The 26,435-nt window shown below is 61.5% G+C and carries 22 protein-coding genes and 1 pseudogene; 11 read left to right on the top strand and 12 right to left on the bottom strand.

What is annotated here, in order from left to right; translation table 11 throughout:
* Window positions 1–25 precede the first annotated feature (25 nt).
* The 9 genes from ACS5Q8_RS12395 to urtA all read right to left on the bottom strand — a co-directional run bounded on the left by ACS5Q8_RS12395 (window position 26) and on the right by urtA (window position 8,831).
* Complete coding sequence (locus tag ACS5Q8_RS12395) at window positions 26–1,381, bottom strand: MATE family efflux transporter (protein ID WP_443695480.1); 1,356 nt, start codon at window positions 1,379–1,381, stop codon at window positions 26–28.
* A gap of 25 nt (window positions 1,382–1,406) precedes the next feature.
* Entirely contained in the window at window positions 1,407–1,979 is a 573-nt protein-coding gene (locus tag ACS5Q8_RS12390) for a DUF2239 family protein (RefSeq protein ID WP_465160244.1), read from the bottom strand.
* 143 nt (window positions 1,980–2,122) lie between these two features.
* Window positions 2,123–2,470, bottom strand: coding sequence for an FmdB family zinc ribbon protein (locus ACS5Q8_RS12385; protein ID WP_253396519.1), 348 nt, complete (start codon window positions 2,468–2,470; stop codon window positions 2,123–2,125).
* Window positions 2,471–2,472: 2 nt separating this feature from the next.
* A complete protein-coding gene (gene fmdA, locus ACS5Q8_RS12380; RefSeq protein WP_465160243.1) occupies window positions 2,473–3,702 on the bottom strand; it encodes a formamidase in 1,230 nt (409 codons plus the stop codon).
* Between the two features lie 217 nt (window positions 3,703–3,919).
* Window positions 3,920–4,609 (bottom strand): urea ABC transporter ATP-binding subunit UrtE, encoded by a 690-nt coding sequence (urtE, locus tag ACS5Q8_RS12375; protein WP_046383753.1) that lies wholly within the window; start codon window positions 4,607–4,609, stop codon window positions 3,920–3,922.
* Between the two features lie 10 nt (window positions 4,610–4,619).
* Window positions 4,620–5,378, bottom strand: a complete 759-nt coding sequence (urtD, locus tag ACS5Q8_RS12370; RefSeq protein ID WP_247399797.1) for an urea ABC transporter ATP-binding protein UrtD — start codon at window positions 5,376–5,378, stop codon at window positions 4,620–4,622.
* Window positions 5,375–6,535, bottom strand: coding sequence for an urea ABC transporter permease subunit UrtC (gene urtC, locus ACS5Q8_RS12365; RefSeq protein WP_443695477.1), 1,161 nt, complete (start codon window positions 6,533–6,535; stop codon window positions 5,375–5,377). The genes urtD and urtC overlap by 4 nt, the downstream gene beginning before the upstream one ends.
* Before the next feature lie 10 nt (window positions 6,536–6,545).
* Window positions 6,546–7,463 carry an urea ABC transporter permease subunit UrtB gene (urtB, locus tag ACS5Q8_RS12360; protein WP_010564283.1) on the bottom strand — a complete coding sequence of 306 codons (918 nt, stop codon included), beginning with the start codon at window positions 7,461–7,463 and terminating at the stop codon, window positions 6,546–6,548.
* 159 nt (window positions 7,464–7,622) lie between these two features.
* The gene (gene urtA / locus ACS5Q8_RS12355; protein WP_247399793.1) at window positions 7,623–8,831 is read right to left on the bottom strand and encodes an urea ABC transporter substrate-binding protein; all 1,209 of its coding nucleotides are present in this window, start codon (window positions 8,829–8,831) and stop codon (window positions 7,623–7,625) included.
* 312 nt (window positions 8,832–9,143) lie between these two features.
* Between urtA and ACS5Q8_RS12350 the strand changes: the two genes are divergently transcribed.
* Both ACS5Q8_RS12350 and ACS5Q8_RS12345 read left to right on the top strand, forming a co-directional pair.
* Entirely contained in the window at window positions 9,144–12,521 is a 3,378-nt protein-coding gene (locus ACS5Q8_RS12350) for an ATP-binding protein (RefSeq protein ID WP_276197730.1), read from the top strand.
* On the top strand, window positions 12,502–13,200 hold the full coding sequence (locus ACS5Q8_RS12345; protein WP_426100976.1) for a response regulator: 699 nt from the start codon (window positions 12,502–12,504) through the stop codon (window positions 13,198–13,200). The genes ACS5Q8_RS12350 and ACS5Q8_RS12345 overlap by 20 nt, the downstream gene beginning before the upstream one ends.
* Here ACS5Q8_RS12345 and ACS5Q8_RS12340 read toward each other — a convergent pair.
* Window positions 13,197–14,309, bottom strand: a complete 1,113-nt coding sequence (locus ACS5Q8_RS12340) for an HD domain-containing phosphohydrolase (RefSeq protein WP_247399789.1) — start codon at window positions 14,307–14,309, stop codon at window positions 13,197–13,199. The two genes, ACS5Q8_RS12345 and ACS5Q8_RS12340, sit on opposite strands and share 4 nt — an antisense overlap.
* Window positions 14,299–17,103: an ATP-binding protein gene (locus ACS5Q8_RS12335; protein ID WP_465160242.1), complete on the bottom strand. Its 2,805-nt coding sequence runs from the start codon at window positions 17,101–17,103 to the stop codon at window positions 14,299–14,301. The genes ACS5Q8_RS12340 and ACS5Q8_RS12335 overlap by 11 nt, the downstream gene beginning before the upstream one ends.
* A gap of 396 nt (window positions 17,104–17,499) precedes the next feature.
* Here ACS5Q8_RS12335 and ACS5Q8_RS12330 point away from each other — a divergent pair, with 396 nt between their 5' ends.
* Window positions 17,500–18,378, top strand: a complete 879-nt coding sequence (locus ACS5Q8_RS12330; RefSeq protein ID WP_247399785.1) for a GGDEF domain-containing protein — start codon at window positions 17,500–17,502, stop codon at window positions 18,376–18,378.
* Between the two features lie 109 nt (window positions 18,379–18,487).
* Window positions 18,488–18,805, top strand: a pseudogene (locus ACS5Q8_RS12325) (thiol-disulfide oxidoreductase DCC family protein); the annotation flags it as partial.
* Here ACS5Q8_RS12325 and ACS5Q8_RS12320 read toward each other — a convergent pair.
* Window positions 18,785–19,615: an IclR family transcriptional regulator gene (locus ACS5Q8_RS12320; RefSeq protein WP_247399775.1), complete on the bottom strand. Its 831-nt coding sequence runs from the start codon at window positions 19,613–19,615 to the stop codon at window positions 18,785–18,787. The pseudogene ACS5Q8_RS12325 and the gene ACS5Q8_RS12320 sit on opposite strands and share 21 nt — an antisense overlap.
* A 242-nt stretch (window positions 19,616–19,857) precedes the next feature.
* Between ACS5Q8_RS12320 and ACS5Q8_RS12315 the strand changes: the two genes are divergently transcribed.
* The 7 genes from ACS5Q8_RS12315 to ACS5Q8_RS12285 are packed head-to-tail and all read left to right on the top strand — an operon-like array spanning window position 19,858 to window position 26,297.
* Complete coding sequence (locus tag ACS5Q8_RS12315; RefSeq protein WP_426100972.1) at window positions 19,858–20,886, top strand: ABC transporter ATP-binding protein; 1,029 nt, start codon at window positions 19,858–19,860, stop codon at window positions 20,884–20,886.
* On the top strand, window positions 20,883–21,728 hold the full coding sequence (locus tag ACS5Q8_RS12310; protein WP_276197726.1) for an ABC transporter permease: 846 nt from the start codon (window positions 20,883–20,885) through the stop codon (window positions 21,726–21,728). The genes ACS5Q8_RS12315 and ACS5Q8_RS12310 overlap by 4 nt, the downstream gene beginning before the upstream one ends.
* 4 nt (window positions 21,729–21,732) lie before the next feature.
* Window positions 21,733–22,527 (top strand): ABC transporter permease, encoded by a 795-nt coding sequence (locus tag ACS5Q8_RS12305; RefSeq protein ID WP_276197725.1) that lies wholly within the window; start codon window positions 21,733–21,735, stop codon window positions 22,525–22,527.
* Window positions 22,527–22,817, top strand: coding sequence for a (2Fe-2S)-binding protein (locus ACS5Q8_RS12300; protein WP_046383765.1), 291 nt, complete (start codon window positions 22,527–22,529; stop codon window positions 22,815–22,817). The genes ACS5Q8_RS12305 and ACS5Q8_RS12300 overlap by 1 nt, the downstream gene beginning before the upstream one ends.
* On the top strand, window positions 22,814–24,157 hold the full coding sequence (locus ACS5Q8_RS12295) for an FAD/NAD(P)-dependent oxidoreductase (RefSeq protein WP_443694383.1): 1,344 nt from the start codon (window positions 22,814–22,816) through the stop codon (window positions 24,155–24,157). The genes ACS5Q8_RS12300 and ACS5Q8_RS12295 overlap by 4 nt, the downstream gene beginning before the upstream one ends.
* Window positions 24,154–25,251 (top strand): NAD(P)/FAD-dependent oxidoreductase, encoded by a 1,098-nt coding sequence (locus ACS5Q8_RS12290; RefSeq protein ID WP_465160241.1) that lies wholly within the window; start codon window positions 24,154–24,156, stop codon window positions 25,249–25,251. Before ACS5Q8_RS12295 ends, ACS5Q8_RS12290 begins: the two co-directional genes overlap by 4 nt.
* Window positions 25,252–25,265: 14 nt before the next feature.
* On the top strand, window positions 25,266–26,297 hold the full coding sequence (locus tag ACS5Q8_RS12285; RefSeq protein WP_465160240.1) for an ABC transporter substrate-binding protein: 1,032 nt from the start codon (window positions 25,266–25,268) through the stop codon (window positions 26,295–26,297).
* Window positions 26,298–26,435: the final 138 nt, after the last annotated feature.

The raw sequence follows: 26,435 nt of genomic DNA, 5'->3' as shown, positions 1-26,435 counted from the left end.
TTTCCTTGATTTGCGCAACCTTTTATCACACCAACCGGGTGATCTGTTTATGCCGCCACACCAGCCGGTAATACGCGGTCTGCAAACCGAGCATCGCCAGGTACGTCAGCGGAAACGCCATCCACACCCCTTCCAGGCCGAACTGCGCATTGAGCAGGTAGGCCACCGGCAATTCCACGCCGAGCACACAGAAGATCGAAATCGCCACCGGCATCAGCACGACGCCGCTGGCGCGCATGATCCCGCCTATCACGGCCTGGAAGCCGAACACCAGAATGCTCCACAGCATGATATGCAGCAGGTGTTCGGCCTTGATCCGCGCGGCGTCGTCGGTGATGAACAGGCCGAGCAACCAGTGCGACAGCAGGTAGCCGAGCAGGATCAGGCCGCCGGTCAGGCAGGTATTGATCAGCAACCCGGTGCGCAGGATCGGCCCGATACGTTCCAGGCGCCCGGCACCAATCGCCTGGGCACCGAGGATCGACGCAGTAATGGCAATCGACAGCGCCGGAAACTGCACATAGTTGACGATCTGCGTCACCGCGCCATAGGCCGCCGTGGCCTGGGAGCCGTGGCTGTTGACCAGGGCCAGGATGACCAGCTCCGACAGCGACAGCACCACCATCTGGAGTCCGGTGGGCAGCCCAATGCGCAAGACTTTGCCGAGAATCACGCGGTCCAACCGCAAGGCCGCGAGCAATTCGCGGTCCGGCGCCATCACATGGTTTTTATGCCGCAGGCGCAGGATCAGATACAGCATGGCCGCTGCGTTCCCCACCAGGCCGGCATACACCGCGCTCTGGATTCCCATGGGCGGCAGGCCGATCCAGCCGCGGATCAGCGCTGGCGTCAGCAGCAGGCCGACGAACGTCGAGACCATCAACGCCAGCAACGGCGAAACCGTGTCACTGACACCGCGCAGCAACTGGGTGTAGAGAATAAACACCAGCAGCAGCGGCATGATCAGCATCATCACCTGGGCATAGCCTACCGCGTCGTCCAGCACGTCCCCCGGCGTGCCCAGCGCCTGGAGTGCCGGACGCGCAAACAGACTGCCGAGCACCGCCGCAACCAAGCCCACCAGCGCGCCCAGGGTCAGGGTGGCGCCGGTGATTGCCTTGACCATATGGATTTCCCGGGCGCCCCAGGCCTGGCCGATCAACACCGAGGCCCCCGCCCCCAGGCCGATCACCAGGGCGATAAAGAAAAACACGATGGGGAACATCCCCGACACCGCCGCCAGCGCCTGGGTACCGAGCATTTGCCCGACATAGATGCCATTGAGCGTGCCGGAAAAGCTCTGCAGAAAGTTGGACAGCACCATCGGTGCGAGGAAGATCAGGTAGATCTGCCACAGCGGGCGTTGTTGGGTGACTTCCATGGTAATTCGGGTCCCTGGATGATAATCAGGCAGTAAAAGCGTTGCGCGACAGCCAGGCCAGGTACGTCTGCACGTCCACCGGCCAGAGCGCGATCTTATTGGAAAAGTCTGCGGCGTCCAGCGCAAACAGCGCCCGCGAGGCTTCTTCGAAACCCGGCAGGTCACCGCCGATGGCGCTCATGAAACGATAGCTGGCCTCCTTGGCCTGGCGCATTTGATCACGGCAGGCATGAGCATTGCGCGCTTCATCCACCAACCGCCGCAACGCGGCCGACGCACCGCCACGCTGCTGGCCCAACCACTCCCAGTGGCGCGGTAGCAAAGTGACTTCGCGGGCGACCACGCCCAGCTTGGGGCGCCCGACCGTAGGGGCCGCGGGCGGCTCATCTTGCGCCTCTGCGGGCGCGGGTAACGCGGGTGCATAACCTAAGGGCCAAGGGTAATCGACCTGGGTGCCGCTGGCATCGTCGAAGACCAGAAAGCTGCCGGAGGGCAGGTCAAGGCCCGCCAACGCCTGGGCAACGTGGGCATAGGGGCCGTCCACCACACGTTGGTGGTGAACGAAAGCGGTGCAACGAGGGGGGGTTTGCGAATCCATGTTTTATACCCGGGTAGTATTTGTTTTACCCGGGTTATATTAGTCAAAAATATTCAGACTGCAAGCCTATTGCACAGAAACCAGCCACCGGTCATCCGGCTGTCGCCATCGCCCAAGGCATGACGCATTGCAACGCTCCTGGTCTAGTGACTGATCATCCACGGCCGTGGCCCGGTTTTGGTCTTGAGGCCCAGCGGGTTGGCCTTGCTCGGTTCAACCTTTTTACTGGCGCCGCAGCAGCCGCATCCGGCTGGGTGTCGGCGGTTTTCCTGGTACTCGCCGAGCGTTTGCGGCGCGTGGGCGCTGCGCTCGTTGCCGGCGATGGCCTTGCGCTGGTTGGCCGACAGCGTTTGCAAGGCCGGGGCCGATACCCGCAACTGCCCCCCCGGCCCTGCGCAGTACGGGCACTGGCTGGGTTCGTTGCGCTGGGCGATCGGCCGCAACATCGTGAACGTACCGCACGCCTCGCAGGCGTATTCGTAGGTCGGCATGGCTACAGGTCCGGGGCGATGGGCAGGTCGACGCTGCCGTCGAGGAACCGGGTCGGGCCGTTGGCGTTGGGGTTGATATCGAACTCGAAGATTTCCGTAGGCAGCCACAAGGTCGCGCATGCATTCGGAATATCCACCACGCCGCTGATATGCCCCTGCACCGGTGCCGAGCCGAGCAACGCATAACCCTGGGCCGGTGAGTAGCCGAACTTGGTCAGGTAGTTGATCGCATTCAGGCACGCCTGGCGGTACGCGACGTTGACGTCCAGGTAATGCTGCTGGCCCTGTTCGTCCACCGAGATGCCCTCGAAGATCAGGTAATTCTGGTAGTTCGGGGTGATCGGGCTCGGCTTGAACACCGGGTTCTTGATCCCGTACTTGGCCATGCCGCCCTTGATCAGCTCGACCTTCATGTGCACCCAGCCGGCCATTTCGATGGCGCCGCAAAAGGTGATTTCGCCGTCGCCCTGGCTGAAGTGCAAGTCGCCCACCGACAGCCCGGCGCCGTTGACGTAGACCGGGAAGAAGATCTTCGAGCCGCGTGACAAGTCCTTGATATCGCAGTTACCACCATGCTCACGCGGCGGCACGGTGCGCGCGCCCGTGGCGGCGGCATCGTCGCGGGCCTGGCCCTTGAGCTTGCCCATGTGCGCGGTGGCGGCCAGCGGCGCGTTGGCCAGCGGCGGTACGCGGGTGGGGTTGGTGTCGATCAGTTCCTGTTCGCGGCGGTTCCAGTCGGCGAGCATCACCGGGTCCGGCAGGCAGCCGATCAGGCCAGGGTGGATCAGGCCGGCGAAGTTCACTCCCGGAATGTGCCGCGAGCTGGTGAACATACCCTTGAAATCCCAGATCGCCTTTTGCGCACTGGGGAAGTGATCAGTGAGAAAGCCCCCGCCGTTCTGCCGCGAGAAGAAGCCGTTGAAGCCCCACTGGGAGTCGGCCTTGGCGCCGATGTCGAGCAAGTCCACCACCAGCAAATCGCCCGGCTCGGCGCCGTGCACACCCACCGGGCCGGACAGGTAATGCACGGTGGACAGGTCCACATCGCGCACGTCGCTGGCGTCGTCGTTGTTCTTGATCGCGCCGGCGGTCCAGTCGTAGGTTTCGAGGATGAAGTCATCGCCCGGCTTGACCCAGCAGGCCATCGGGATGTCCGGGTGCCAACGGTTGTGGATCTGCTCGTTTTCGGTGACGGGTTGGTTGAGGTCGACTTTGATCAGCGTTTCGGTCATGGACTGGCTCCTGGACGGATGGCTTGTGGCGTTGAAACCAGTCTCGGGGAGCGGGGTAAAACGGGGAATACGTTGGATGACGTATAAAAAGGTTGCTTGGAATACGCAAAAAATGTGGGAGCGGGCTTGCTCGCGATGGCGGTCTATCAGTCACAGTTTGATTGACTGATAGACCGCCATCGCGAGCAAGCCCGCTCCCACAGTTGACCTGTGTGGTTTAGACGGACAGGTAGCGGCTGATCGTCGCCTCGTCGACCCGGTCCCGCGTCTCTTCGATCACGAAGCGGCCCTTTTCGATCACCAAAAAGCGGTCGGCGATTTCCAGGGTGAACGACAGCACCTGCTCCGAGACCACGATAGTCAGATCGCGCAGGTTGCGAATCTCCTTCAGCGTGCGTGCAATGTCCTTGATGATCGACGGCTGAATGCCCTCCGTCGGTTCATCCAGCAGCAGCACCTTGGGGTTGGTCGCCAGCGCCCGCGCAATCGCCAGCTGTTGCTGTTGCCCGCCGGACAGGTTGCCGCCTTTGCGCGATTGCATGTCGTACAGCACCGGGAACAGCGCGTACAAATCCTCCGGCACCTTGCCCCGCGCGGAGGCCGGCAGGCCGGTCTGGATATTTTCCAGCACCGTCATGCTCGGAAAAATCATGCGGCCCTGGGGGACATAGGCAATCCCGCGCTCGACCCGTTCATGGGTTTCCAGCGCCGACACGTCGTGTCCGTCCACGCTGACCTGGCCTTTCCACTGCGGCAGGATGCCCATCAAGCTCTTGAACAACGTGGTCTTGCCCATGCCATTGCGGCCCATCACCGCGACGATCTCGCGCTTGGCCACGTTCAGGTCCAGGTCGTGGAGGATCTGGCTCTGCCCGTAGCCGCATGACAGCTGGTCGATCTTGAACATGCCGGACTCCTCAGTGGCCCAAATACACTTCGATGACTTTCGGATTGCTTTGCACCGACTCCATGCTGCCCTCGGCGAGCACCTTGCCCTGGTGCAGCACCGTGACTTTGTGCGCGATGCTTTTGACAAACTCCATGTCGTGCTCGATCACCAGCACCGAGCGGCCCTGGCTGATGCGCTTGAGCAGTTCCGCCGTTTGCGCGCGCTCGTTGACGCTCATGCCGGCCACGGGCTCGTCGAGCATCAGCAGCTCGGGGTCCTGCATCAGCAGCATGCCGATCTCCAGCCATTGCTTTTGCCCGTGGGACAGCAAGTCCGCCTGTTGTTGCAGCAACTCGCCAAGGAAGATCTCCCGCGCCACCTCTTCCACCCGTGCGATCACCTGGGCATTGCGCTTGAAAAACAGCGCGCCCCAGACCTTGCGACCCGCCGGGTAGGACATCTCGAGGTTCTCGAACACCGTGAGGTTTTCGTAGATCGACGGGTTCTGGAACTTGCGCCCGACCCCGGCGCGCACGATGTTGTACTCGCGCATTTTGGTCAGTTCCTGGCCGTCGAACTGGATGCTGCCGCTGGTGGCGCGGGTCTTGCCGCAGATCAGGTCGAGCACCGTGGTCTTGCCGGCACCGTTGGGGCCGATGACCACACGCACTTCGTTGCGGTCGATATACAGGTTGAGGTTGTCGACGGCCTTGAAGCCGTCGAATGACACGGTCAGGCCTTCGATGGCCAACACCGGTTTGTTCATTTCAAAGCCGACGGCGGTCATGGCTGGGTCTCCAGGATTTTGCTTTCAGTCTTGGGCTTGACCACCGGCGCCACGGCTTTCATCGGCGGTTGACGGCGCAACAGTCGGGCCAATGCCTGCCGACCGTGGCTGTCCCACAACCCGGCCAGGCCATTGGGGAAGTACATGACCACGGCGATAAACAGCCCGCCCATCAGGTACAGCCACAGCTCGGGAAAGGACTCGGAAAAGTAGGTCTTGCCGTAGTTCACCAGCAGCGCGCCATACACCGCGCCGAGCAGCGACATGCGCCCGCCCACGGCGGCAAAGATCACCATCTCGATCGACGGCACGATGCCGACGAACGACGGCGACATAAAGCCCACCTGCAAGGCGAACATGGCGCCGCCAATCGCCGAAAACGCCGCAGCCACGCAGAACACGAAGATCTTGAAACTGGCCACGTCATACCCGGAGAAACGCACGCGCTCTTCCTTGTCGCGCATGGCCATCAGCAGGCGGCCGAGCTTGGACGCGAGAATGAAGCGGCCGATAAAGATGCAGCCAAACAGCAAGCCGGCGTTGATGAAGTACAGGATCAGCTTCGCGCTGTCGGTGCGCAGGTCCCAACCGAGCAAGGTCTTGAGGTCGGTGATGCCGTTGACGCCGCCGGTCAGCCCTTGCTGGCCGACGATCAGTACCGTGAGGATCAGCGCAATCGCCTGGGTCACGATGGAAAAATACACATCGCCCACGCGCCGTTTGAACAGCGCCATGCCGATGATAAAAGCCAGCAGCACCGGCACGGCGACCACCGCGACGACGGTAAAGCCAAAGCTGTGAAACGGCTGCCACAGCCAGGGCAACTCGGTGATCTGGTTCCAGTCCATGAAGTCCGGAATGCCCGGTGTGGACTGGATCTTGGTGCTCTGCGGGTCCGACGCCTCCAGCTTGAGGAACATCGCCATGCAGTAGCCGCCCACCCCAAAGAACACGCCCTGCCCCAGGCTGAGAATGCCGCCATAGCCCCAGCACAGCACCAGCCCCACCGCGACAAACGCGTAGGTCAGGTACTTGCCGACCATGTTCAGCCGGAACGCATCCAGGGTCAGGGGGAACACCACGAGAATCAGCAACGCCAGCAGCACGATGCCGATCAGGTTTTGCTGGCCGCCCAGCAGCTTGTCTAAAGCCTTCATCTGCTCGCCTCTACTTGCGCACTTTGATGGAGAACAACCCTTGCGGGCGCAGCATCAGGATCAGAATCACCGAGGACAAGGTCAGCACCTTGGCCATCGAGCCACTCAGGAAAAACTCCGACAGCGATTGCGTCTGCGCGATCACGAACGCCGAGGCGATGGTGCCAAACAGGCTTTGCGCGCCGCCGAACACCACGACCAGAAAGGTGTCGACGATGTACTGCGAGCCCGCCGTCGGCCCGGTTGACCCGATGGTGGTGAACGCCGCACCGGCCACCCCGGCCACGCCGCAACCGAGGGCGAAGGTCATGCGGTCGACCTTGCGCGTATTGATCCCGACCGCGCGGCTCATCAGGCGGTTCTGCACCGTGGCGCGCACCTGCAAGCCCCAACGCGAGCGGTACAACATCAGGAAGATCGCCGCCGTCAGCAGCACGGTCAGGGCCATCATGAACAGGCCGTTGCGCGGGATTTCAATCGCATCGGTGAAGTTCACCGAGCCCATCAACCAGGCCGGTGGCTCGGCACTGACTTCGCGGGCGCCGAACACCGAGCGGAAGGTTTGCTGCATGACCAAAGACAGGCCCCAGGTCGCCAGCAGCGTGTCCAGCGGCCGCTTGTACAAGCGACTGATCATCGCCCATTCGACCAACCAGCCGACGGCGCCGGCAACGAGGAACGACAAGGCAATGGCGAAGAAGAAGTAATAGGGTTGAAAGCTCGGCGCAAAGTGCGCGGTGAGGCTGGAACACACGTAGGTGGTGTAGGCGCCGATGGTCAGGAATTCACCGTGGGCCATGTTGATCACGCCCATCTGGCCGAAGATGATTGCCAGTCCCAACGCCATCAGCAACAGCACGCAGAACACGGACAAACCGTTGAACCCCTGCATCGCCGCGATGGCTCCAAATTCCGATAGCCATTCCATGATGATGGTCTCCTACAGAGAGATGAAATGCAGTCTGCTGTTGCTCTGTGTGGGAGGGGGCTTGCCCCCGATGGCGGTGTATCAGTAGCCAATCAGTTGACTGAACCACCGCTATCGGGGGCAAGCCCCCTCCCACATTTGAATCGGTGTGCCTGAGGGTTATTGGTAACCTTTTGGAAACGGATTCGGTTCGATCAGATCCGACTCGTAGATCACCTTGAACTGGCCGTTGGGCAGCACTTCGCCGATGCGCGACTTGCTCCACAGGTGGTGGTTCTCGTGGACCTTCACATAACCTTCTGGCGCGGTTTTCAGCTCGATGCCCGGTGAGGCGGCGACGACTTTATCCACGTCGAAACTGCCGGCCTTCTCCACCGCCGCTTTCCACAGCCACGGGCCGAGGTAGGCCGCCTGGGTCACGTCGCCGATCACTGCGTCCTTGCCGTACTTGGCCTTGAAGGCTTCGACGAAGGCTTTGTTGTTCGGGTTGTCCAGGCTCTGGAAGTACTTCATCGAGGCGTAGAAGCCGGCCATGTTTTCGCCGCCGATGCCGAGCAGTTCGTCTTCGGTGACCGACAGGGTCAGCAGGGTTTGCTTGGACGCGTTCACGCCTGCCGCGTTGAGTTGTTTGTAGAACGCCACGTTGGAACCGCCCACCACGGCGGCGAACACCACGTCAGGTTTTTTCAGCTTGACCTTGTTGATCAGCGAGCCGAACTGGGTGTTGCCGAGTGGGTAGTAGTCTTCGCCGACCACGCTGCCGTGCAGTACGTTTTCAATGTGCTTGCGGGCGATCTTCATCGACGTGCGCGGCCAGATGTAATCGGAGCCGACCAGGTAGAAGGTCTTGGCGCCTTTGGTCTTGGCGATCCAATCCAGGCTGGCGAGGATCTGCTGCGTGGCTTCCTGCCCGGTGTAGATCACATTTTTCGACTGTTCCAGGCCTTCGTAGAAGGTCGGGTAGTAGAGCAGGCCGTTTTCTTTCTCGAAGATCGGCAGCACGGCTTTGCGCGAGGCCGAGGTCCAGCAACCGAACACGGCGGCGACTTTGTCGTTGACCAGCAGCTTCTTGGCCTTTTCGGCGAAGGTCGGCCAGTCGGAGGCGCCGTCCTCCTGGATCACTTTGATCTGGCGTCCCAGGATCCCGCCCGAAGCGTTGATTTGCTCGATAGCCAGGCGTTCGGCCTGGATCGAGCCGGTCTCGGAAATCGCCATGGTGCCGGTGGCCGAGTGCAACTGGCCGACGGTGACTTCGGTGGGCGTCACGGCCAAGCCTTCGTTATCGGCCAGCACGCCCTGGCTGAACAGGCTGGCCGCCAGCAGCGACAGGGCCAACAGCGGTGTGGAGCGGATCAATCGTGGTTCCATGGGGCGACTCCTGTGCAATGAGGGCTCCAGCATGGCGGCGGCAGGCAATCGCGGGTATACGCAGCCTGACGTAACGCAGTACGTCATTTGACGTATGCCGTTGCGCACCAATGCAGGGCAGGATCGCGTCCGCCCAGCCACTGCGATCCCCTGTGGGAGGGGGCTTGCTCCCGATGGCGGTGGGTCAGTTGCGCATCCGTTGACTGACACACCGCCATCGGGAGCAAGCCCCCTCCCACATTTGGATCTCAGCGCACTCGAGGGCATGGAACTTGCTCATTTAACCTGGCCCTCTTTCCGGAGCACCCCACCGTGCACCCCACCTCTGGCACCCAGCGCATCGTCAAGATCCGCCGCGACTACAACTCCTGGGTCGCCGACGAGACCATGGAAGACTACGCCCTGCGCTACACCCCAAAATCCTTTCGCAAATGGTCGGAGCTGCGCATCGCCAACACGGCCCTGGGTGCGGTGTCGTTCCTGGCGCTGGAGGCGATTGGCGGCGTGTTGGTGCTCAGTTACGGCTTCACCAATACCTTTTGGGCGATCCTGGCCATCAGCCTGGTGATCTTTCTTACCGGCCTGCCCATCAGCTATTACGCCGCCCGCTATGGCGTGGACATGGACTTGCTGACCCGCGGCGCCGGCTTTGGCTATATCGGCTCGACCATCACTTCGCTGATCTACGCCAGCTTCACCTTCCTGTTCTTCGCCCTGGAAGCGGCGATCATGGCGTTGGCGCTGGAGTTGTATTTCCATATCCCGCTGGCTTTCGCCTATGTGATCTGCTCACTGTTGGTGATTCCGCTGGTGGCCTACGGCGTCACGCTGATCAGTCGCCTGCAACTGTGGACCCAACCGCTGTGGCTGCTGTTGCTGGTGCTGCCCTATGGTTTTGTGTGGTGGAAAAACCCTGACGCCTTCAGCGACTGGACCAGCTTCGTCGGACGCAGCGGCGACGGCGGCGGTTTCAACCTGCTGGCGTTCTGCGCCGCCTGTACCGTGGCGCTGTCGCTGGTGACACAGATCGGCGAGCAAGTGGACTACCTGCGCTTTCTCCCGGAAAAGACCGCCGCCAACCGCAAGCGCTGGTGGGCCGCCCTGCTCTGCTCCGGCCCGGGCTGGATTATCCCCGGCGCGTTGAAGATGTTTGGCGGCGCATTCCTGGCGTTCCTTGCCCTGCAACATGAAATCCCCATGGAGCGCGCCGCCGAACCGACCCAGATGTACCTGGTCGCCTTCCACTATGTGTTCAGCTCGCCGGAATGGGCCCTCGGCGCCATGGTGCTGTTTGTGTTCATCTCACAGATGAAAATCAACCTGACCAACGCCTATGCCGGCTCCCTGGCCTGGTCGAACTTCTTCGCCCGCGTCACCCATAGCCACCCCGGGCGCGTGGTGTGGCTGGTATTCAACGTGGCCATTGCGTTGATGCTGATGGAGCTGGGCGTGTTCGATGTGATCGACCAGGTGCTGGGGCTGTACGCCAATATTGCGATTGCCTGGATTGGCACGTTGGTCGCCGACCTGGTGATCAACAAGCCCCTGGGCCTGTCGCCCAAACACATCGAGTTCAAACGCGCGCACCTCTACGACATCAATCCGGTGGGCGTCGGCTCGATGCTGATTGCGTCGTTGCTGTCGATCCTCGCCCACTTCGGCCTGTTTGGCGCCCTGGCCCAGGCTGCGCCGCCCTTTGTCGCGCTGGGCACAGCGCTGGTGATGGCGCCGCTGTTGGCCTGGCTGACCCAGGGCAAGTACTACATCGCGCGCACCAGCGACGCACAACTGATTCACCCGGTGGCACCGGCCACCCATGCGGTCTGCGGGCTGTGCAGCAACCCGTTCGAGACGGCGGACATGGCGTTCTGCCCAGCCTACAGCACGCCCATTTGCTCGTTGTGTTGTTCGTTGGATGCGCGCTGCGGCGACCGTTGCAAACCCCATGCGCGGCTGGTCAGCCAGTTCGAAGGCGTACTGCGCCGGTTGCTGCCCCACAGCCTGATGCCACGCCTGCATACGCGGCTGGCCCATTACCTGGGGCTGTTACTGGTCCTGGTGCTGCTGCTCGCCGGCGCCCTGGCCTTGATCTACGTGCAGGCGGCCCAGGGCTTGCCGCATTCGCAAACCCTGTACCAAGCGTTCTTCAAAGCCTTCCTCACCCTGTCGGTGCTGGCCGCCGTGCTTGCCTGGTGGGTGGTGCTGACGCGTGAAAGCCGCCGCGTGGCCCAGCAAGAATCCGACCGCCAGACTCTGCTGTTGATGCAGGAAATCGACGCCCACAGCCTCACGGACCAGGCCCTGCAACAGGCCAAGGAAGCCTCGGAAGCCGCCAACGCCGCCAAGAGCCGCTACGTCACCGGGCTGTCCCATGAACTGCGCACACCGCTGAACAGCATCCTCGGTTTCACCCAGATTCTGCAGCGCGACAGCGCCATGCCCGAGCAGCACCAGGACGCGCTGGCGACCATCCTGCGCAGCGGCTCGCACCTGCTGTCGCTGATCGACGGCCTGCTCGACGTGGCCAAGATCGAGGCCGGCAAGTTGCGCCTGGAACTCACCGAAATCCCCTTCCCCGAACTGATCCACGACCTGGAGCAGATGTTCACGCCCCAGGCCCAGGACAAGGGCCTGCGCTTTCGCCTGGATTGCGTCGGCAAGATCCCGGCGGTGGTGCGCGGTGATGAAAAACGCGTGCGCCAGATCCTGATCAACCTGCTCGGCAACGCGGTGAACTTCACCGACAGCGGCGAGGTGTGCCTGCGGGTCAGCTACATGCGCGAGACCGCCAACTTTGAAATCATCGACACCGGCATCGGCATCGACCCCGGGCAGATCGAGCGGATCTTCCAGCCGTTCGAGCGCGGCGACCTGATGCGCCAGGACAAGGGCGTCGGCCTGGGGCTGACCATCACGCGCATGCTCACCTCGCTGATGGGCGGCGAGTTGCGCGTCACCAGCGAGCTGGACAAGGGCACCTGCTTCCAGGTGCGCTTGTTCCTGTCCCAGGTGCGCGCGCCGCAGGCGGTGGTGCATGTGGAACACGACATCATCGGCTACCAGGGCGCACGCCGACGGATTCTGGTGGTGGACGACCATGTGGACCACCGCAAGGTGCTCAGCGGCATGCTCACGCCGTTGGGCTTTGAGGTGATCCAGGCGAGTAATGGCCAGGATGCGATTCGCCAGGTCGCGCTGCTGGCGCCGGACCTGATCCTGATGGACCTGTCGATGCCGACCCTGGATGGCCTGGAAACCAGCCGGTTGATCCGGCGCAATGCGCTGTCCACTGCGCCGATCATCGTGATCTCGGCCAACGCCTTTACCGACGACCGCGAACGCAGCATCGCCGCCGCCTGCAACGACTACCTGGCCAAGCCGGTGCGCACCCCGGAACTGCTCGGGCGCCTGCAACAACACCTCGGCCTGCAATGGCTGCGGCGCACCAAAACCTTCGTCGCGCCACCACCGCCCAGCGTGCTGCCGAGCGCCGATGACCTCGCCGCGCTCGCCGGACTCAGCGCAATCGGCTATGTGCGGGGCCTGCACGAAAAGCTCGACACGATCCTCGAACACCGCCCGGACGCCGCACCGTTCATCACCAAAGTGCGCGGATTGCTCAAGGGTTTTCGCCTGGATGAACTAAACCGAACCCTCAAGGAGGCCGAAGATGAATGTACTCACCCGTAGCACCGAACCCGGCGTGGTACTGATCGTCGACGATACCCCGGACAACCTGGCCATGCTCTCCGACGCCCTCGACGATGCTGGCTACATGGTGCTGGTGGCCCTCGACGGGCTCAGCGCGCTGAACCGCGTGCAACGCCGGCGCCCGGACCTGATCCTGCTGGACGCAATGATGCCGGGCCTGGACGGTTTCGAAACCTGCCGCCGGCTCAAGGCGCTACCGGCCAGTGCGGATATCCCGGTGGTGTTCATGACCGGGCTGACCGACAGCAAGCATGTGGTGCGCGGCTTCGAGGTGGGCGGCAGCGACTATGTGACCAAGCCGATCCAGACCGATGAAGTCTTGGCGCGGGTGGCGGCGCATTTGCGCACCTCGCGCATCCTGCTGTCCGCGCGGGCGGCGACGCAGCCGAGTGTGTTGACCCTGGAGGATGAGCCGGCGCACAAGCTGTTGTCGGCGCGGTTTCAGTTGACCGAGCGCGAGGTCGAGGTGCTGCGCTGGGTAGCGTGCGGCAAGACCAATCGGGATATCGGCGATATCTTGGGGTTGAGCCCAAGGACGGTGAACAAGCACCTGGAACATGTGTACGTGAAGCTGGGAGTGGAGACGCGCACGGCGGCGACGTCGGTGGCATTGGCGGCGATGAGCCCGAGCCGGGCGCCCATGCTGGCGACCCTTTAATCTGGGGGCTGGCCCGCGCCCGCTTTGGAGGGTCGTTGCGTGTGCGCGCCAGCCTGTTCGGCATCATCCTCAATGAGTTTTTCCACCTGGCCAAAACAACGGCACATCACCGTCACCAGTTCCGGATCAAAATGCATGCCCGACTGTTCAAGAATATAGGCCTGCGCCCGTTCAGGGCTCCAGGCACGCTTGTAGGGCCGCTCCATACGTAACGCATCATAGACATCACACAGCGCAACAATCCTTGCCGAAAGCGGAATGTCCTTACCGGCAAGCCCTTGCGGATAGCCGCTGCCGTCCCATTTTTCATGGTGACCATAGGCAATGTCCGCAGCCATATCGCTCAGCTCCGTGGCGTGAGCGTCCTGCAGAATTGCATGCCCTATGCGCGGATGGTCCATCATCTGCTGGCGTTCCTGCGCCGTTAATGGGCCGTCCTTATGCAAGATCCGATCAGGAATGCCAATTTTGCCCAAGTCATGCATCGGCGCCGCCAAGCGAATAAGGTCGCACCACGGTTGCGGCATACCGATTGCCTTGGCCATCACGGCGGCGGTTTCGCCAATGCGCAATACATGGGCGCCCGTTTCGTCATCGCGGTAGCAGGCCGCGCGACTCAATGCCCTGAGCATTGCGCAATAGCTGTCCTCTAACTGAAAGGTGCGCTCGTGCACTCTTTGCTCCAGCGCGTGGTTCAGGTCTTGCAGTTGGCGGGTTGCGTGAGACAAACGCAGGGCGTTGCGTATGCGTAATAGCAGCTCGGGCAAATCCAAGGGTTTGAGCAGATAATCGTTGGCCCCCAGTTCAAGGCCGAGACGGCGGTTCTGCGGCTCGCTCAAGGCCGTCAAGATAATCACCGGAGACCTTGAACGATCGCGCTCGCTGAGTTGGCGCAAAATCTCAAACCCATCAGGTGCCGGCATATCCAGATCCAATAGCAGCAAATCCCAGGGTTGCTCCTTGAGCCAAACCAGACCGCTGGCCGAGTCGGCAAAACTCACAACGTGGCGCAAACCGAAGGCTTTCAAGCTGGAGTGCAGCAAGCGCAGGTTCGCAGCCACATCATCGATAATCACGATGCGGGTATCGGCAGGGATATCACTGAACATTCGGTGTCTCCACTTGCATCATCGCGTGTATGAGTTCGCGTAGTTCATTGGGCTCCAGCGGTTGTTTTAGCACTGCTTGAAATTCGCACCCCAGCGTCGCGAGCATGCGGGGTGATGTACACAGCAAAATAAGCGGGATTTGATCGCCGCCTGGCAAACGTCGTAACCGAGACAACGCATCGATCAAGTCATCTCCCAGTAAGTCACAGTCAATCAGCATGACGTCCGGCGCCGTGTCGTGCCGTACCTGCTCCAGGCATTCCGAAAGCATACCGTGGCGCAGTTCCACTATGCCCCTCAACGTGTCGTCAAGACAGCGCAGCGTCTCGTCGTCCTGCCCCACGAAACACAGCGACGGCAAACGCTTGCGGACCTTGGGTGCCGTAACGCCTTGGGGCAGATCGACCCAAAAGCGACTGCCAACGCCGGTTTCGCTGACGAGCCCCATGCTGCCATTCATCAACGTAGCGAGTTCTCGGCACAACGCAAGGCCGATACCGGCGCCTTGGATCGCGGTATTTTCCTGGCCCAAACGCTGGAAGGGCTCGAACAGCGCGCCTTGCAAGGCCGGGGAAATACCGGCGCCGCCATCTTCGACAAACACCCTCACGCGCCCATTGTGGAGTTCAGCCCCCACGAACAAACGACCGTGAGGGCGGTTGTACTTGATGGCGTTGGACAGCAGATTCAGCAGGATCTGGCGCAGGCGCCTCGCATCGGCCAGGACACTCAGCGTCGGGTTCGTCGACTGCAACTCAAGGTCAAGACCCGCAGCCTTGGCCTGGGAACGGACCATTTCGGCACATTCGCGCATCAGTCCGTTGACCTCCAGGACACGCATCTGCACGCGAGGCGCTTTAGCCTGCAGGCTCGACCAATCGAGCAAATCGTCGACCAGGTGGGCCAGGTGTTGGCTGGCGCCCAGGATCTCATCAAGGGATTTGGCCTCCTCCTGCCCATCGGCCACTTGCAGGCGCAATAACTGGGCAAATCCATGAATCGAATTCAGCGGTGTGCGTAACTCGTGGCTCATGCTGGAGATAAAACGCGACTTCGCCTTGCTCGCCCCTTGCGCTTCAAGGGTGCGCCGGCGCAAATCCTCTTCAACCTGTTTAAGCGTGTCGATATCGACGAACGTACCCGCGGACAAACGCATGCGCGTGTCGGGGGACTCGATCAGGCGACCACGACACAGAAACCAGATCGGCGAGCCATCGGGCCGCAATAAACGTAACTCCAGGTCGATCACCGACGCCGTGCCTGCCCGCAACGCGCTAAGTGCCCGATCAAGGGCCTGCACATCCTCGGCGTCAACGTGATCGTAAAAACGGACGCGCTCCAGTTGAGACGCCGGTACGCCAAAACGCTTGCAGAACGCTTCGCTCAACGACAGGCAGTCAGTATCCAGGCGGTATTCCCAGAGCCCGGCGGTGATGCTTTCAACGACCAGGTTGAGGCGATTCTGAGCCGCGTTGCGCCGTGCTTCACTGGATGACAGTTGAGCGCCCATTGAAAGCACGTTGCCCGCCATCTCATCCAACTCGCGAATGGTCGATCGTGCACGCTGAGGGAGCAACTGGCCGTTACCAATTTGCTGCAGCATGTCTCTGATATCGCGGATCGGCCGCCGCAGGCTATGGCTCAATTTACGCGCACGAATCCACATGTAACTGAAGAACGCGAGGTAAAACATCACCAGCCCGGCAATCATCAAATAGCCGATGTTGCGGGAATGCAGTGCCAGGCTGTTCGTGGCTGCCATGACGTCCTCTTCATCAACGACCGCCAGCAATCGCCAACCCGCGGGTTTTACTTCGGCCCACGCGACAAAGTGCGTGCGCCCGTTGAGCACGACTTCGGCGTTGCCACGGCCATGCAGGGCGACAGCGGCGAGCAACTCCCGGGGGTTCACTGCGTCGGTTAAATCTTGACCCGTAGGGTTAAACTCAGCCTCATTCGAGGCGTTCGATCCCCAACGCCCCCAATCGTTTTTATCAAAATCATGTTCGGCTTCGGGCGGTAACACCATGATCTTCATATCCGCGCCGACGAGCATCAAGTACCCGCCCCACGGCACCTTAAGCGTGGAAATTTCTTTGAGCAACTGGCCCGCGGTGATATCCAGCCCGACCACGCCTTCGAGAAAGTTGCGTTCATAAACAGGCGCGATGGCAGACATCATCAAGCCATGACCTGCCGGATCGAGGTAGACGTCAGTCCAGCGAACCCCGCGCTGCGGGTTATGTTCGGCATCGGCCAGATAATAAAAGTTATAACTGGGTATCTGCATATCATGCGGATATTGTTCATCTGCACGAATCCACGGATAAATCCGGTTATAACTGTCCCATGCATTGAAATAAACACTGGCCACCATCGACTCATGATCGTTTATCGCACGCATCAATGGGTCGAGACTGGATAACTTCTGCACTTTACTCAGGTTCTGTTGCGCAACCGGTGTGACCGCCGAGTAGAACGACGCGGCCCCTCCCAGGTCTTTTCCACTGAACAGAGCCCCATCAACCGAGGTACTTAATGTTTCACTCAAGGGTGTTGAGGCGGCACGAAGTGCGTTAGCCGTCATATCCGCAAATAGCTGAGTGACATCAGCGATGTGGGTTAATTGATCCTGAATGATTCTGGTGTGCTGGTCGACGGTTGCGCCGAGGCTTTCAATTGCACTGCGTTCCAAATAATCGATCTGGGATACACGGATCGCCTGATTGGTCAGCAAGTAACAAGTAATCAGAATCGTCTCCACCAAGACCAACGGGATTAATGCACTGTGCATAAATGCCCGCCAAATCCAATGGCGCAAGCCTATTTGAGAAGCCCTTTCATTCACTAAGAGCACTCCTGCAAATGGCATCAGCCTTTATTTGAATAGTGGCAATACGATATCAACAAAAACGATAGCTCATCCGGTGAACCGTTTCCATGCTTTTTATGTGGGGAATTTTCAAAATGACGTTTGTCCTAGCGCAAACCCTTGTTATAGGGCGCTGGAAGACTGCCCGACGGGCCTACCCGACTAAAGTGTGTGAAAAATGACTTGCCAAAATATGGCGGCCGGCAGGCTCACCTGGCATACGCGTTCCCATGCCTACCGAATGCCTGCAAGATTACTCGCCGCCCGGCCTCTCGATCGAGATATGATCGAGCTCAATGAATCAGATCCCCACGACTTATGGCCGTTGATCTACAAGCGCTCTACCCCAAACTTATCCATCTGATGCTGGATACGGTATTTGTGGTTGATAGAAACGACCACATCGTTTTTGTGAGCGATGCCTGTGAGGCACTACTGGGTTACCGTTCTGACGAGCTGAACGGCACCCCTATCAGTCGCTATATGCATCCCGAAGACCTGACGGCCACACGGGCCTCGATTACCCGCGTCATGAATGGTCAATCTCACTTCGATTTTCGCAACCGTTACATCCGTAAGGATGGAGGAGTCGTGTACATCCTGTGGGCTGCATTCTGGTCGGAAGAGGTGGGTGCAAGGATTGGAGTCGCGCGCAACGTCACGGCGTTAGCTAAAGCCGAGGAGGAATTACGTTTCCTCGCCCATCATGATCCGCTGACAAAATTAACCAACCGGTCGATTTTCAGTGACCGACTGAAATCTGCCCTGCACGTGGCGCACCGTCACAATAGTCAGTTGGCTTTGCTATTTCTGGATATCAATGACTTCAAGAGTATCAATGATGTTCATGGCCACGCAGTGGGGGATCGTATTCTCTGCATGATTGCCCGACGTTTAGAAAACTGCACGCGTGCGACGGACACCGTGGCCCGAATGGGCGGCGATGAATTTACAGTGCTGTTGACAGATATCCATTCGAGAGACGCCATTACCAAGAAGTTAGAACAGATTCACACCGTCATGGCCGCGCCACTACCGCCTGAATTCGGCACACTCAAGATGCCGTCGTGCAGTATCGGCGCGGCCTATTATCCCGAGGACGGGAAGGATGCAGACACACTGCTTACCTACTCGGACAATGAAATGTACCAGATGAAAAGGCAGCGTTTTTTAGACAATAAAGCGCCCGGCACATAAGTAAAACGTAAGAAGTGTATGCGTCCGGCCAAGTCATCTAGCGAACTCCGCAACACCAAAACATGCCATTCACTTAAGTGCTCACCCGACAATCAGATGAGCAATCGTTGATGCGTTCGACGCAGAATCGCTGGGATTCACGCTTGAGCAGATGGAGTCATCACTCCACGCCAGGTTCGACGATGGAACATGGGTAAAGGGGCTGGACGCTACGCTCTGGAGTTGGCGCGCAGTGGGTCTCGGTATCTAGGCCGCACCGCTATCCTGGCGGTTAGCCAGGCCGCTGCTTAACATTGGCTATCGCCTTTTTTGTCGCAGGCGCCCCTATCTGGCATGGCTGCCGCATCCTGATGGCAGCCGTCGCTGCCGTGACGACAGCTGTACAACGTCGCAAACCAACCATGACCTACCCACCAAAGGTCTGTGAGGGCCGGCGCAGCGTTGGATCAAACGGATTGATCCGCGGCCCAATCGCCGCCGCTTCGCGCTTGAGCAACTCCACCACCATCGGCAAGCGACTCGGTCCCAACCGGTCGCTGATGGTCGCCACGCTCAATGCTGCCACCGCATGGCCGTCGCGGTTCAGGATCGGCACCGCCAATCCCGCCATGCCTTCCAGCACGCCGGTATTGCGCGCCGCATAGCCCAGATGGCGCACGTTCTCCACTTCCGAACGCAACAGCACCTCGTCATACAGGTGAAAATCCTTGAGCCTGGGCAAGTTGTAGCGGATCACCGTCTCGCGCTCTTCCTCCGGCAAAAAGGCCAGGATCGCCAGGCTGCCCTGCCCCACGCCCAATGCCACGCGCCCGCCGATATCACCGGTAAAAGTACGAATCGGGTACGGGCCTTCGCTGCGGTCCAGGCAGATCGCGTCAAAGCCGCTGCGCGCCAGCAAAAACAATGAATCGCCCAGTGACGCACTGAGGCGCAGCATGCTCGGCCTGACCAGGTCGCGCAGGTTGCCGGTCTTGCCCGCGTTCGCCGCCAGGGCGAAGAACTCCAGGCTCAGGCGATAGCGTTTGCTGCGCGCGTCCTGCTCGACCATGCCTTCGTCGATCAGGCTGCGCAGCAGGCGGTGGGTGGTGGGTTGGGACAGGCCGACCTGTTGTGCGAGCTGGGTCACGCGTTCGCCACCGTCGGGCACGCCACCCAAGGTACGCAGCAATGCGAACAGGCGAGACACGCCGCCCGCGCCCACCTCCTTGGTATTTTCATTCCGCTCAGTGGAATTCATAACGCGCAATCTCATTAATAATTCTTGTCAGTGAATAAAACTGAAAAAACTACTCCATTCAGTGAAATTCTGTCTTCCGCCCATCCTAGTCTTCGTCCTAATCTGCGTCCACAGGGGCGAAATGAACAACAACCGGCAGCCGACTCAAGATCGAGCGCCAACGCACCCGCAACACCCTTTTCGCATCTGCCCAAAACAAAAAAGCGCGTTTCGACGCGACTCAAAACAGGTGGAACGCAGACATGGCATTTCTCCAACTCAACGCCTTGAGCAAACGCTACGGCGCCGTCGACGCGGTGGTCGCCACTGACCTTGCGGTGGAAAAAGGCGAGTTCGTTTCCCTGCTCGGCCCCTCGGGCTGTGGCAAGACCACCACCCTGCAAATGATCGCCGGCTTCGTCGACGTGAGCGCTGGGCAAATCCTCCTCGACGGTCGCGATATCACCCACGCCAAGCCCGCCAGCCGTGGCCTGGGGGTGGTGTTCCAAAGCTATGCGCTGTTCCCGCACATGAGCGTGCGCGACAACGTCGCCTTCGGCCTGAAGATGCGCAAAGTGCCGGCTGCCAAGATCGCCGCCAAGGTCAAGACCGTGCTGGAGCTGGTGCGCCTGGCTCCCCACGCCGACCGTTACCCCCGCGAGTTGTCTGGTGGCCAGCGCCAACGCGTGGCCCTGGCGCGCGCGCTGGTGATCGAGCCGCCGGTGTTGCTGCTGGATGAACCGCTGTCCAACCTCGACGCCAACCTGCGCGAAGAGATGCAGTTTGAAATCCGTCGCATCCAGTGCGCGGTGGGCATCACCACCCTGATGGTCACTCACGACCAGGCCGAGGCGCTGTCCATCAGCGACCGTGTGGTGGTGATGCAGGCCGGGCGCGTGACCCAGATCGACGTGCCGTACACGCTGTATGAACACCCACGGACGCGCTTTATATCGGACTTCGTCGGCAAGGCTAACCTGCTGGCCGGCGACTATGACGCACTCGGTATCCCGCAAGTGCGCCACGCCGGCGGCGACGGCGAGCTGGTCTTGAGCCTGCGCCCGGAAAAAATCCAACTGGTGGACGCCAGCGAAGGTCGCCTGCGGGGCCAGGTGCTCGACCGCTACTTCTTCGGCAGCCAGTGGCTGTACCGGGTCCATACCGCGTTGGGCGAAATCACCGTGGTGCGCAGCAACGACGGCAGCGCGCCGCTGGGTCGCGGTGCGGCAGTGGGCCTGGACTGGCAAGCCGACTTGCTGCGGGTGCTGACGGCGGATGAGGTGCACCCATGAGTCGCGGTTATTTACTCTCGCTGCCGGCGTTGCTGCTGTTCGCCGGGCTGCTGATTCTGCCGCTGAGCCTGACCCTGGTGCTGTCGTTCAACGTGTTCGATTACCAAGTGGGGGTTAAGGCCGATGAGTGGACCTTCGCTCATTATCTGTCGTTGTTCAGCGATGCGTACTTCTACGAAATCTTCTGGCGCACCTTCTGGATCAGCGCGTTGGTGACGCTGCTCTGCGTCGCGATCGGCGTGCCCGAGGCCTATATCCTCAGCCGCATGGGCACGCCGTGGCGCTCGATTTTCCTGATCCTGATCCTCACGCCGCTGTTGATTTCGGTGGTGGTGCGAGCGTTCGGCTGGAGCCTGTTGCTCGGCGCCGACGGGCTGGTCAACCAGGTGATCCAGGCACTGGGCGGGCGCCCGGTGAAGCTGTTGTACACGCCGTTCGCGGTGATCATTGCGCTGGTGCACGTGATGCTGCCGTTCATGATCATTCCGGTGTGGACCTCCCTGCAAAAGCTCGACCCATCGGCCGAACAGGCGGCTTTGTCGCTGGGCGCGAGCCAGGCCACGGTGATGCGCAAGATCGTGTTGCCCCAGGTGATGCCGGGCGTGCTGTCCGGCACCCTGATCGTGTTCGGCCTGGCCGCCAGCTCCTTTGCGATCCCCGGCCTGCTCGGCGGGCGGCGCCTGAAAATGGTCGCCACCGTGGTGTACGACCAGTACCTCTCGGAACTCAACTGGCCCATGGGCGCGACCATCGCGGTGGTGCTGCTGTTGGTCAATCTGCTGATCATGCTGAGCTGGAACCGCATGGTCGAAGGCCGCTACAAAAAGTCCCTGGGGGTTTAAGCGCATGTCCAGAAACGGTCCTTTGGCCCTTGGCTTCCACGGCCTGGTGGTGGTGTTCATGATGGCGCCGCTGGTGGTGGTGTGCCTGGTGGCCTTCACCCCGGAAAACACCTTGAGCCTGCCCACTTCAGGCTTCTCCCTGCGCTGGTTTCGTGCGGTGTTCGAGCGTGCCGACTTTATCCAGGCGTTCTATAACAGCCTGATCCTGGCATTCACCGCCGCGACCCTGGCGACGCTGATTGCAGTGCCGGCGGCGCTGGCGATCAGCCGTTATGCGTTCCCTGGGCGCAACTTCTTCAGTGCGTTGTTCCTGTCGCCGATCATCATCCCGCACCTGGTGTTGGGAGTGGCGATGCTGCGGTTGTTCGCCTTGATGGGCGTCAACGGCAGCTTCACCTGGCTGATGCTGGCGCACGTGGTGATCATCACGCCCTATGTGCTGCGCCTGGTATTGGCGGCAGCGATCGGGGTTGATCGCAGCGCCGAGCAGGCAGCCGAATCCCTCGGCGCCGGACGCTTCACGCTGTTTCGTCTGGTGACGTTGCCGATGATCCTGCCCGGCGTGGCCGGCGGCTGGTTGTTGGCCTTCATCAACAGTTTCGACGAAGTGACCTTGTCGATCTTCGTCAGCTCGCCGGCCACGCAAACCTTGCCGGTGCGCATGTACGTGTACGCCACCGAATCCATCGACCCGATGATGGCGGCAGTGTCGGCACTGGTGATTGCCCTCACGGCGGCGGCCATGATTGTGCTCGACCGGGTCTACGGCCTGGATCGTGTGCTGGTGGGGAAACACTGATGGCCTTGTTCAAACGATTGACCGAAACCGCACGCCCGGCCCTGGCGTTTACCCTCGACGGGCAACCGGCCACAGGCTTGCTCGGCGACACCCTGCTGACCGCGGTACTGACGTGCGCCGAGCACCTGCGCGGCAGCGATTTCAGTGCCGAACGCCGCGCCGGGTTTTGCTTGATGGGCGCCTGCCAGGACTGCTGGGTGCGCCTGGCGGACGGACAACGCGTGCGCGCCTGTTCGACCCTGCTGGAAGAAGGCCAGGCGATCAGCCGCGACCCGGGGCGCCAGTTATGAAGCCGGTGGTGATTGTGGGCGCAGGCCCGGCGGGGATCAGTGCGGCGCGCACCCTGCTCGACCACGGCGTAACGCCTTGCCTGGTGGACGAAAGCCTGCGCGGCGGCGGGCAGATCTATCGCCGCCAACCCCTGGGTTTCCAACGGACCGCCAAGCAGATATACGGATTTGAGGCGAACAAGGCCGAGGCCGTGCATCGCACCCTGGATGAACTGGCGCGCCTGATCGACTACCGGCCCGAAACCCTGGTGTGGAATGCCGAGGACGGGCGCCTGGACCTGTTGAACAACGGTCACGCAGCAAGCGTCGAGTATTCGCGGATCATCGTCGCCACGGGCGCCACCGACCGTATCCTGCCGGTGCCGGGCTGGACCTTGCCCGGTGTCTACAGCCTAGGCGCGGCGCAAATCGCCTTGAAGTACCAAGGTTGCGCCATCGGCGAACGCGTGGCGTTTTGTGGCAGCGGGCCGTTGCTGTACCTGGTGGCGTATCAATACGCCAAGGCCGGCGCCAAGGTGGTCGCCGTGCTCGACAGCGCGCCGTTAAGCGCCCAATGCCGCGCCTTGCCGGCGCTGCTCGGGCAACCGGCGACCTTGGCCAAGGGCTTGTATTACCGCGCATGGCTCACCGCCCATGGCGTTCCCGTGCATCAGGGCGTGACGCTGCAGCAGATCGACGGTGAACAACGGGTCAGCGGCCTACGTTGGCGCAAGCACACCCTGGCCTGCGACGCCGTGGCCTTCGCCCATGCGCTGCGCAGCGAGACGCAGTTGGCGGACCTGCTCGGTTGTGAATTTGCCTGGAATGCCTTGAACCGTGCGTGGCTGCCGCAACGGGACCGCGCCGGGCGCAGCAGCGTCGACGGTGTGTACCTGGCGGGCGACGGTGCAGGGATCATGGGGGCCGATGCCGCGCAGATGGCCGGTGAGCGGGCGGCGCTGGCGGTGCTGGAGGATGCGGGGGTCGCGATCGATCATCGGCGCCCCGCCCTGCTTGAGCGGCAATTGGCGCGTATCCAGCGCTTTCGCCAGGGCTTGGAGACTGCGTTTCCCTTCCCGCAAGACTGGGCGGCGCAGGCGCCGGACGACTTGATGCTGTGTCGCTGTGAAGAAGTCAGGGTGGGCGATATACGCACCGTGGTGGATGAAGGGCATTGGGAAATCAATCGGGTCAAGGCCCATTGCCGGGTCGGCATGGGCCGCTGCCAGGGCCGCATGTGCGGGTTGGCGGCGGCAGAAATCGTCGCCGAGCGCAGTGGTCGCGCGATTGAAAACGTCGGGCGTTTGCGCGGCCAGGCCCCGATCAAGCCGCTGCCGTTTGGCGTGCAGGTGCAGCCATGATCGACGTCATCGTCCTGGGCGGCGGGATTGTCGGTGCGTCGGCGGCCTTGATGCTGGCGCACAAAGGTCAGCGTGTGGCCTTGGTGGAACGGGACTTCTGCGGCTCGCACTCGAGTGGCGTGAACTATGGCGGCGTGCGGCGCCAGGGACGCCCGTTGCATCAGTTGCCGTTGTCGCAGCGCGCCCATCAGTTATGGGACGACCTGCCCGGTTTGATCGGTATCGACGGCGAATACGTGCGCTCCGGGCATTTGAAACTGGCGCGCAGTCATGCGGATTTTGCCGCGTTGCAGGCGTATGCCGAACACACGCGGGGCTTTGGCCTGGGCTTGCAGTTGCTCGATCACGCCGAACTGCGCGCACGTTTTCCGTGGGTCGGGTATATCGCAGTGGGTGCTTCGTTATGCCCCGAAGACGGCCATGCCAACCCGCGCCTGGTATCCCCCGCCTTCGCCAGTGCCGCGCAACGCCTTGGCGCGAGTGTCTACGAACAAGCCGAGGTGATCCGCATCGAACATGACAGCCAGCGGTTCCAGGTGGACTGCGCCAATGGCCTGCACCTGCAGGCGCCATGGCTGCTCAATTGCGCCGGTGCCTGGGCGGGGACAGTCGCCGCGCAATTCGGCGAGCCGGTCCCCATGACGTCTGCGCACCCGGCAATGCTGGTCACCGAGCCGCTGCCCATAGTGATGACCGTCAGCACCGGCGTCGAAGGCGGCGGAATTTATGCGCGCCAGGTGGCCCGGGGCAATTGCATCCTCGGCGGCGGTCGCGGCTTTGCCCTTGGCCCCCGGCAGGCGCGGCCCGGGCACGCGGCGGTGCTGGAGATCCTGCGCAATGCCGGCGAGCTGTACCCGTTTCTCAAGGGGGCCCAGGCGATTCGCACCTGGAGCGGCACCGAAGGTTACCTACCCGATCATGAACCGGTGATCGGCCCCAGCAGCACCCAACCTGGCCTGCTCCACGGTTTCGGCTTTGCCGGCGCCGGGTTCCAGCTGGGCCCGGCGGTCGGCGAAGCCCTGGCAGAGATCGTCTGCACAGGGGCCAGCCGGCAACCCATCGAAGCGTTTTCCATCCGTCGTTTCCAAGCCTGAGAGGAAAAACATCCATGAATACTCGTATTGCGCAGTCCTGCTTGTCCCTCGCTCTGCTCGCCTCCACCGCCCAGGCGGCGCCGACGCTGTACCTGGGCATGAACGGCGGCACCATGGAACGGGTCTACGCCGACAAGGTGCTGCCCGCGTTCGAGAAGGCCAATAACGTCAAGGTAGTGATCGTGCCCGGCACTTCGTCGGACATCCTCGCCAAGGTCCAGGCCAACAAAGACAACCCGCAGATGCACGTGATGTTCCTCGACGACGGCATCATGTACCGCGCCATCTCCATGGGCCTGTGCGAAAAACTGGCGCCCAGCCCGCCCCTGGAGCAGATCCCGGCCAAGGCGAAAATCAAGGACGAAGCCGTGGCCGTGACCCTCGGCGTCACCGGCCTGGGCTACAACGCCAGGATGTTCAAAGAGAAAGGCTGGGCCGCACCGACCTCGTGGATGGACCTGGCCGACCCGCGCTTCAAGGACAAAGTGGTATTCCAGTCCCTGGCCTCCTCCACCTTCGGCCTGCACGGTTTCCTGATGTTCAACCGTATCCAGGGCGGCTCTGAGACCAACGTAGACCCAGGCTTCAAGGCCTGGCCAAAAACCGTCGGCCCCAACGTACTGGAATACATCGCCAGCTCGGCGAAAATTTCCGAGATGGTGCAAACCGACGAAGCCGCGATCTTCCCCCTCACCCCGACCCAGGTCGCCACGCAGAAACTGCTCGGCGTGCCGATGGAATACGCGCAACCCAAGGAAGGCGCCGTGGTGTTGAACGTCGCCGAATGCGTGATCGCGCGTAACGATCAACCGGAACTGGCGCAGAAACTCGCGGCCTTCCTGCTCACCGCCGAAGCCCAGGCGCCGGCGCTGGAGGAAGGTGACCAGATCCCGTCGAACCCGACCACGCCGACCAGCGACAAGACCCGCGCGCGAGTGGAGGCGATGCAGGGTTATTTGCAGACGGCGATTTCGATTGATTGGGACCAGGTGAACCAGGCGCGGCCGGAGTGGAATGCGCGGTGGAGTCGGTCGATTGAGCGGTAGGCAGCGATAACGGCTCGCGCCCACGCGTTTGCGTGGGTGCGATTACTACCTTGCCCTGCAAGCATTGAGTTTGCGTTACTTTGAGTGTTTTTCGTAGAACGCGACCACGACCGCCCTCTGGGCTCGAATCTCGCTAAG

It is taken from the genome of Pseudomonas sp. PAMC25584 (genome assembly GCF_058135675.1).
The sequence above is the reverse complement of the archived record's forward strand: the minus strand, read 5'-3'. Positions and strand labels throughout refer to the sequence as shown.

Excerpts from the sequence above, each read along its gene's own strand:
- ACS5Q8_RS12300 (WP_046383765.1), top strand. The coding sequence starts at position 22,527 with ATGGCCTTGTTCAAACGATTGACCGAAACCGCACGCCCGGCCCTGGCG.
- urtE (WP_046383753.1), bottom strand. The coding sequence starts at position 4,609 with ATGTTCAAGATCGACCAGCTGTCATGCGGCTACGGGCAGAGCCAGATC.
- urtC (WP_443695477.1), bottom strand. The coding sequence starts at position 6,535 with ATGAAGGCTTTAGACAAGCTGCTGGGCGGCCAGCAAAACCTGATCGGC.
- ACS5Q8_RS12345 (WP_426100976.1), top strand. The coding sequence starts at position 12,502 with ATGAATGTACTCACCCGTAGCACCGAACCCGGCGTGGTACTGATCGTC.
- ACS5Q8_RS12310 (WP_276197726.1), top strand. The coding sequence starts at position 20,883 with ATGAGTCGCGGTTATTTACTCTCGCTGCCGGCGTTGCTGCTGTTCGCC.
- ACS5Q8_RS12305 (WP_276197725.1), top strand. The coding sequence starts at position 21,733 with ATGTCCAGAAACGGTCCTTTGGCCCTTGGCTTCCACGGCCTGGTGGTG.
- ACS5Q8_RS12395 (WP_443695480.1), bottom strand. The coding sequence starts at position 1,381 with ATGGAAGTCACCCAACAACGCCCGCTGTGGCAGATCTACCTGATCTTC.
- urtB (WP_010564283.1), bottom strand. The coding sequence starts at position 7,463 with ATGGAATGGCTATCGGAATTTGGAGCCATCGCGGCGATGCAGGGGTTC.
- ACS5Q8_RS12335 (WP_465160242.1), bottom strand. The coding sequence starts at position 17,103 with ATGCACAGTGCATTAATCCCGTTGGTCTTGGTGGAGACGATTCTGATT.
- urtD (WP_247399797.1), bottom strand. The coding sequence starts at position 5,378 with ATGACCGCCGTCGGCTTTGAAATGAACAAACCGGTGTTGGCCATCGAA.
- ACS5Q8_RS12340 (WP_247399789.1), bottom strand. The coding sequence starts at position 14,309 with ATGTTCAGTGATATCCCTGCCGATACCCGCATCGTGATTATCGATGAT.
- ACS5Q8_RS12285 (WP_465160240.1), top strand. The coding sequence starts at position 25,266 with ATGAATACTCGTATTGCGCAGTCCTGCTTGTCCCTCGCTCTGCTCGCC.
- ACS5Q8_RS12320 (WP_247399775.1), bottom strand. The coding sequence starts at position 19,615 with ATGAATTCCACTGAGCGGAATGAAAATACCAAGGAGGTGGGCGCGGGC.
- ACS5Q8_RS12330 (WP_247399785.1), top strand. The coding sequence starts at position 17,500 with ATGGCCGTTGATCTACAAGCGCTCTACCCCAAACTTATCCATCTGATG.
- urtA (WP_247399793.1), bottom strand. The coding sequence starts at position 8,831 with ATGGAACCACGATTGATCCGCTCCACACCGCTGTTGGCCCTGTCGCTG.
- ACS5Q8_RS12295 (WP_443694383.1), top strand. The coding sequence starts at position 22,814 with ATGAAGCCGGTGGTGATTGTGGGCGCAGGCCCGGCGGGGATCAGTGCG.
- ACS5Q8_RS12290 (WP_465160241.1), top strand. The coding sequence starts at position 24,154 with ATGATCGACGTCATCGTCCTGGGCGGCGGGATTGTCGGTGCGTCGGCG.
- ACS5Q8_RS12385 (WP_253396519.1), bottom strand. The coding sequence starts at position 2,470 with ATGCCGACCTACGAATACGCCTGCGAGGCGTGCGGTACGTTCACGATG.
- fmdA (WP_465160243.1), bottom strand. The coding sequence starts at position 3,702 with ATGACCGAAACGCTGATCAAAGTCGACCTCAACCAACCCGTCACCGAA.
- ACS5Q8_RS12390 (WP_465160244.1), bottom strand. The coding sequence starts at position 1,979 with ATGGATTCGCAAACCCCCCCTCGTTGCACCGCTTTCGTTCACCACCAA.
- ACS5Q8_RS12315 (WP_426100972.1), top strand. The coding sequence starts at position 19,858 with ATGGCATTTCTCCAACTCAACGCCTTGAGCAAACGCTACGGCGCCGTC.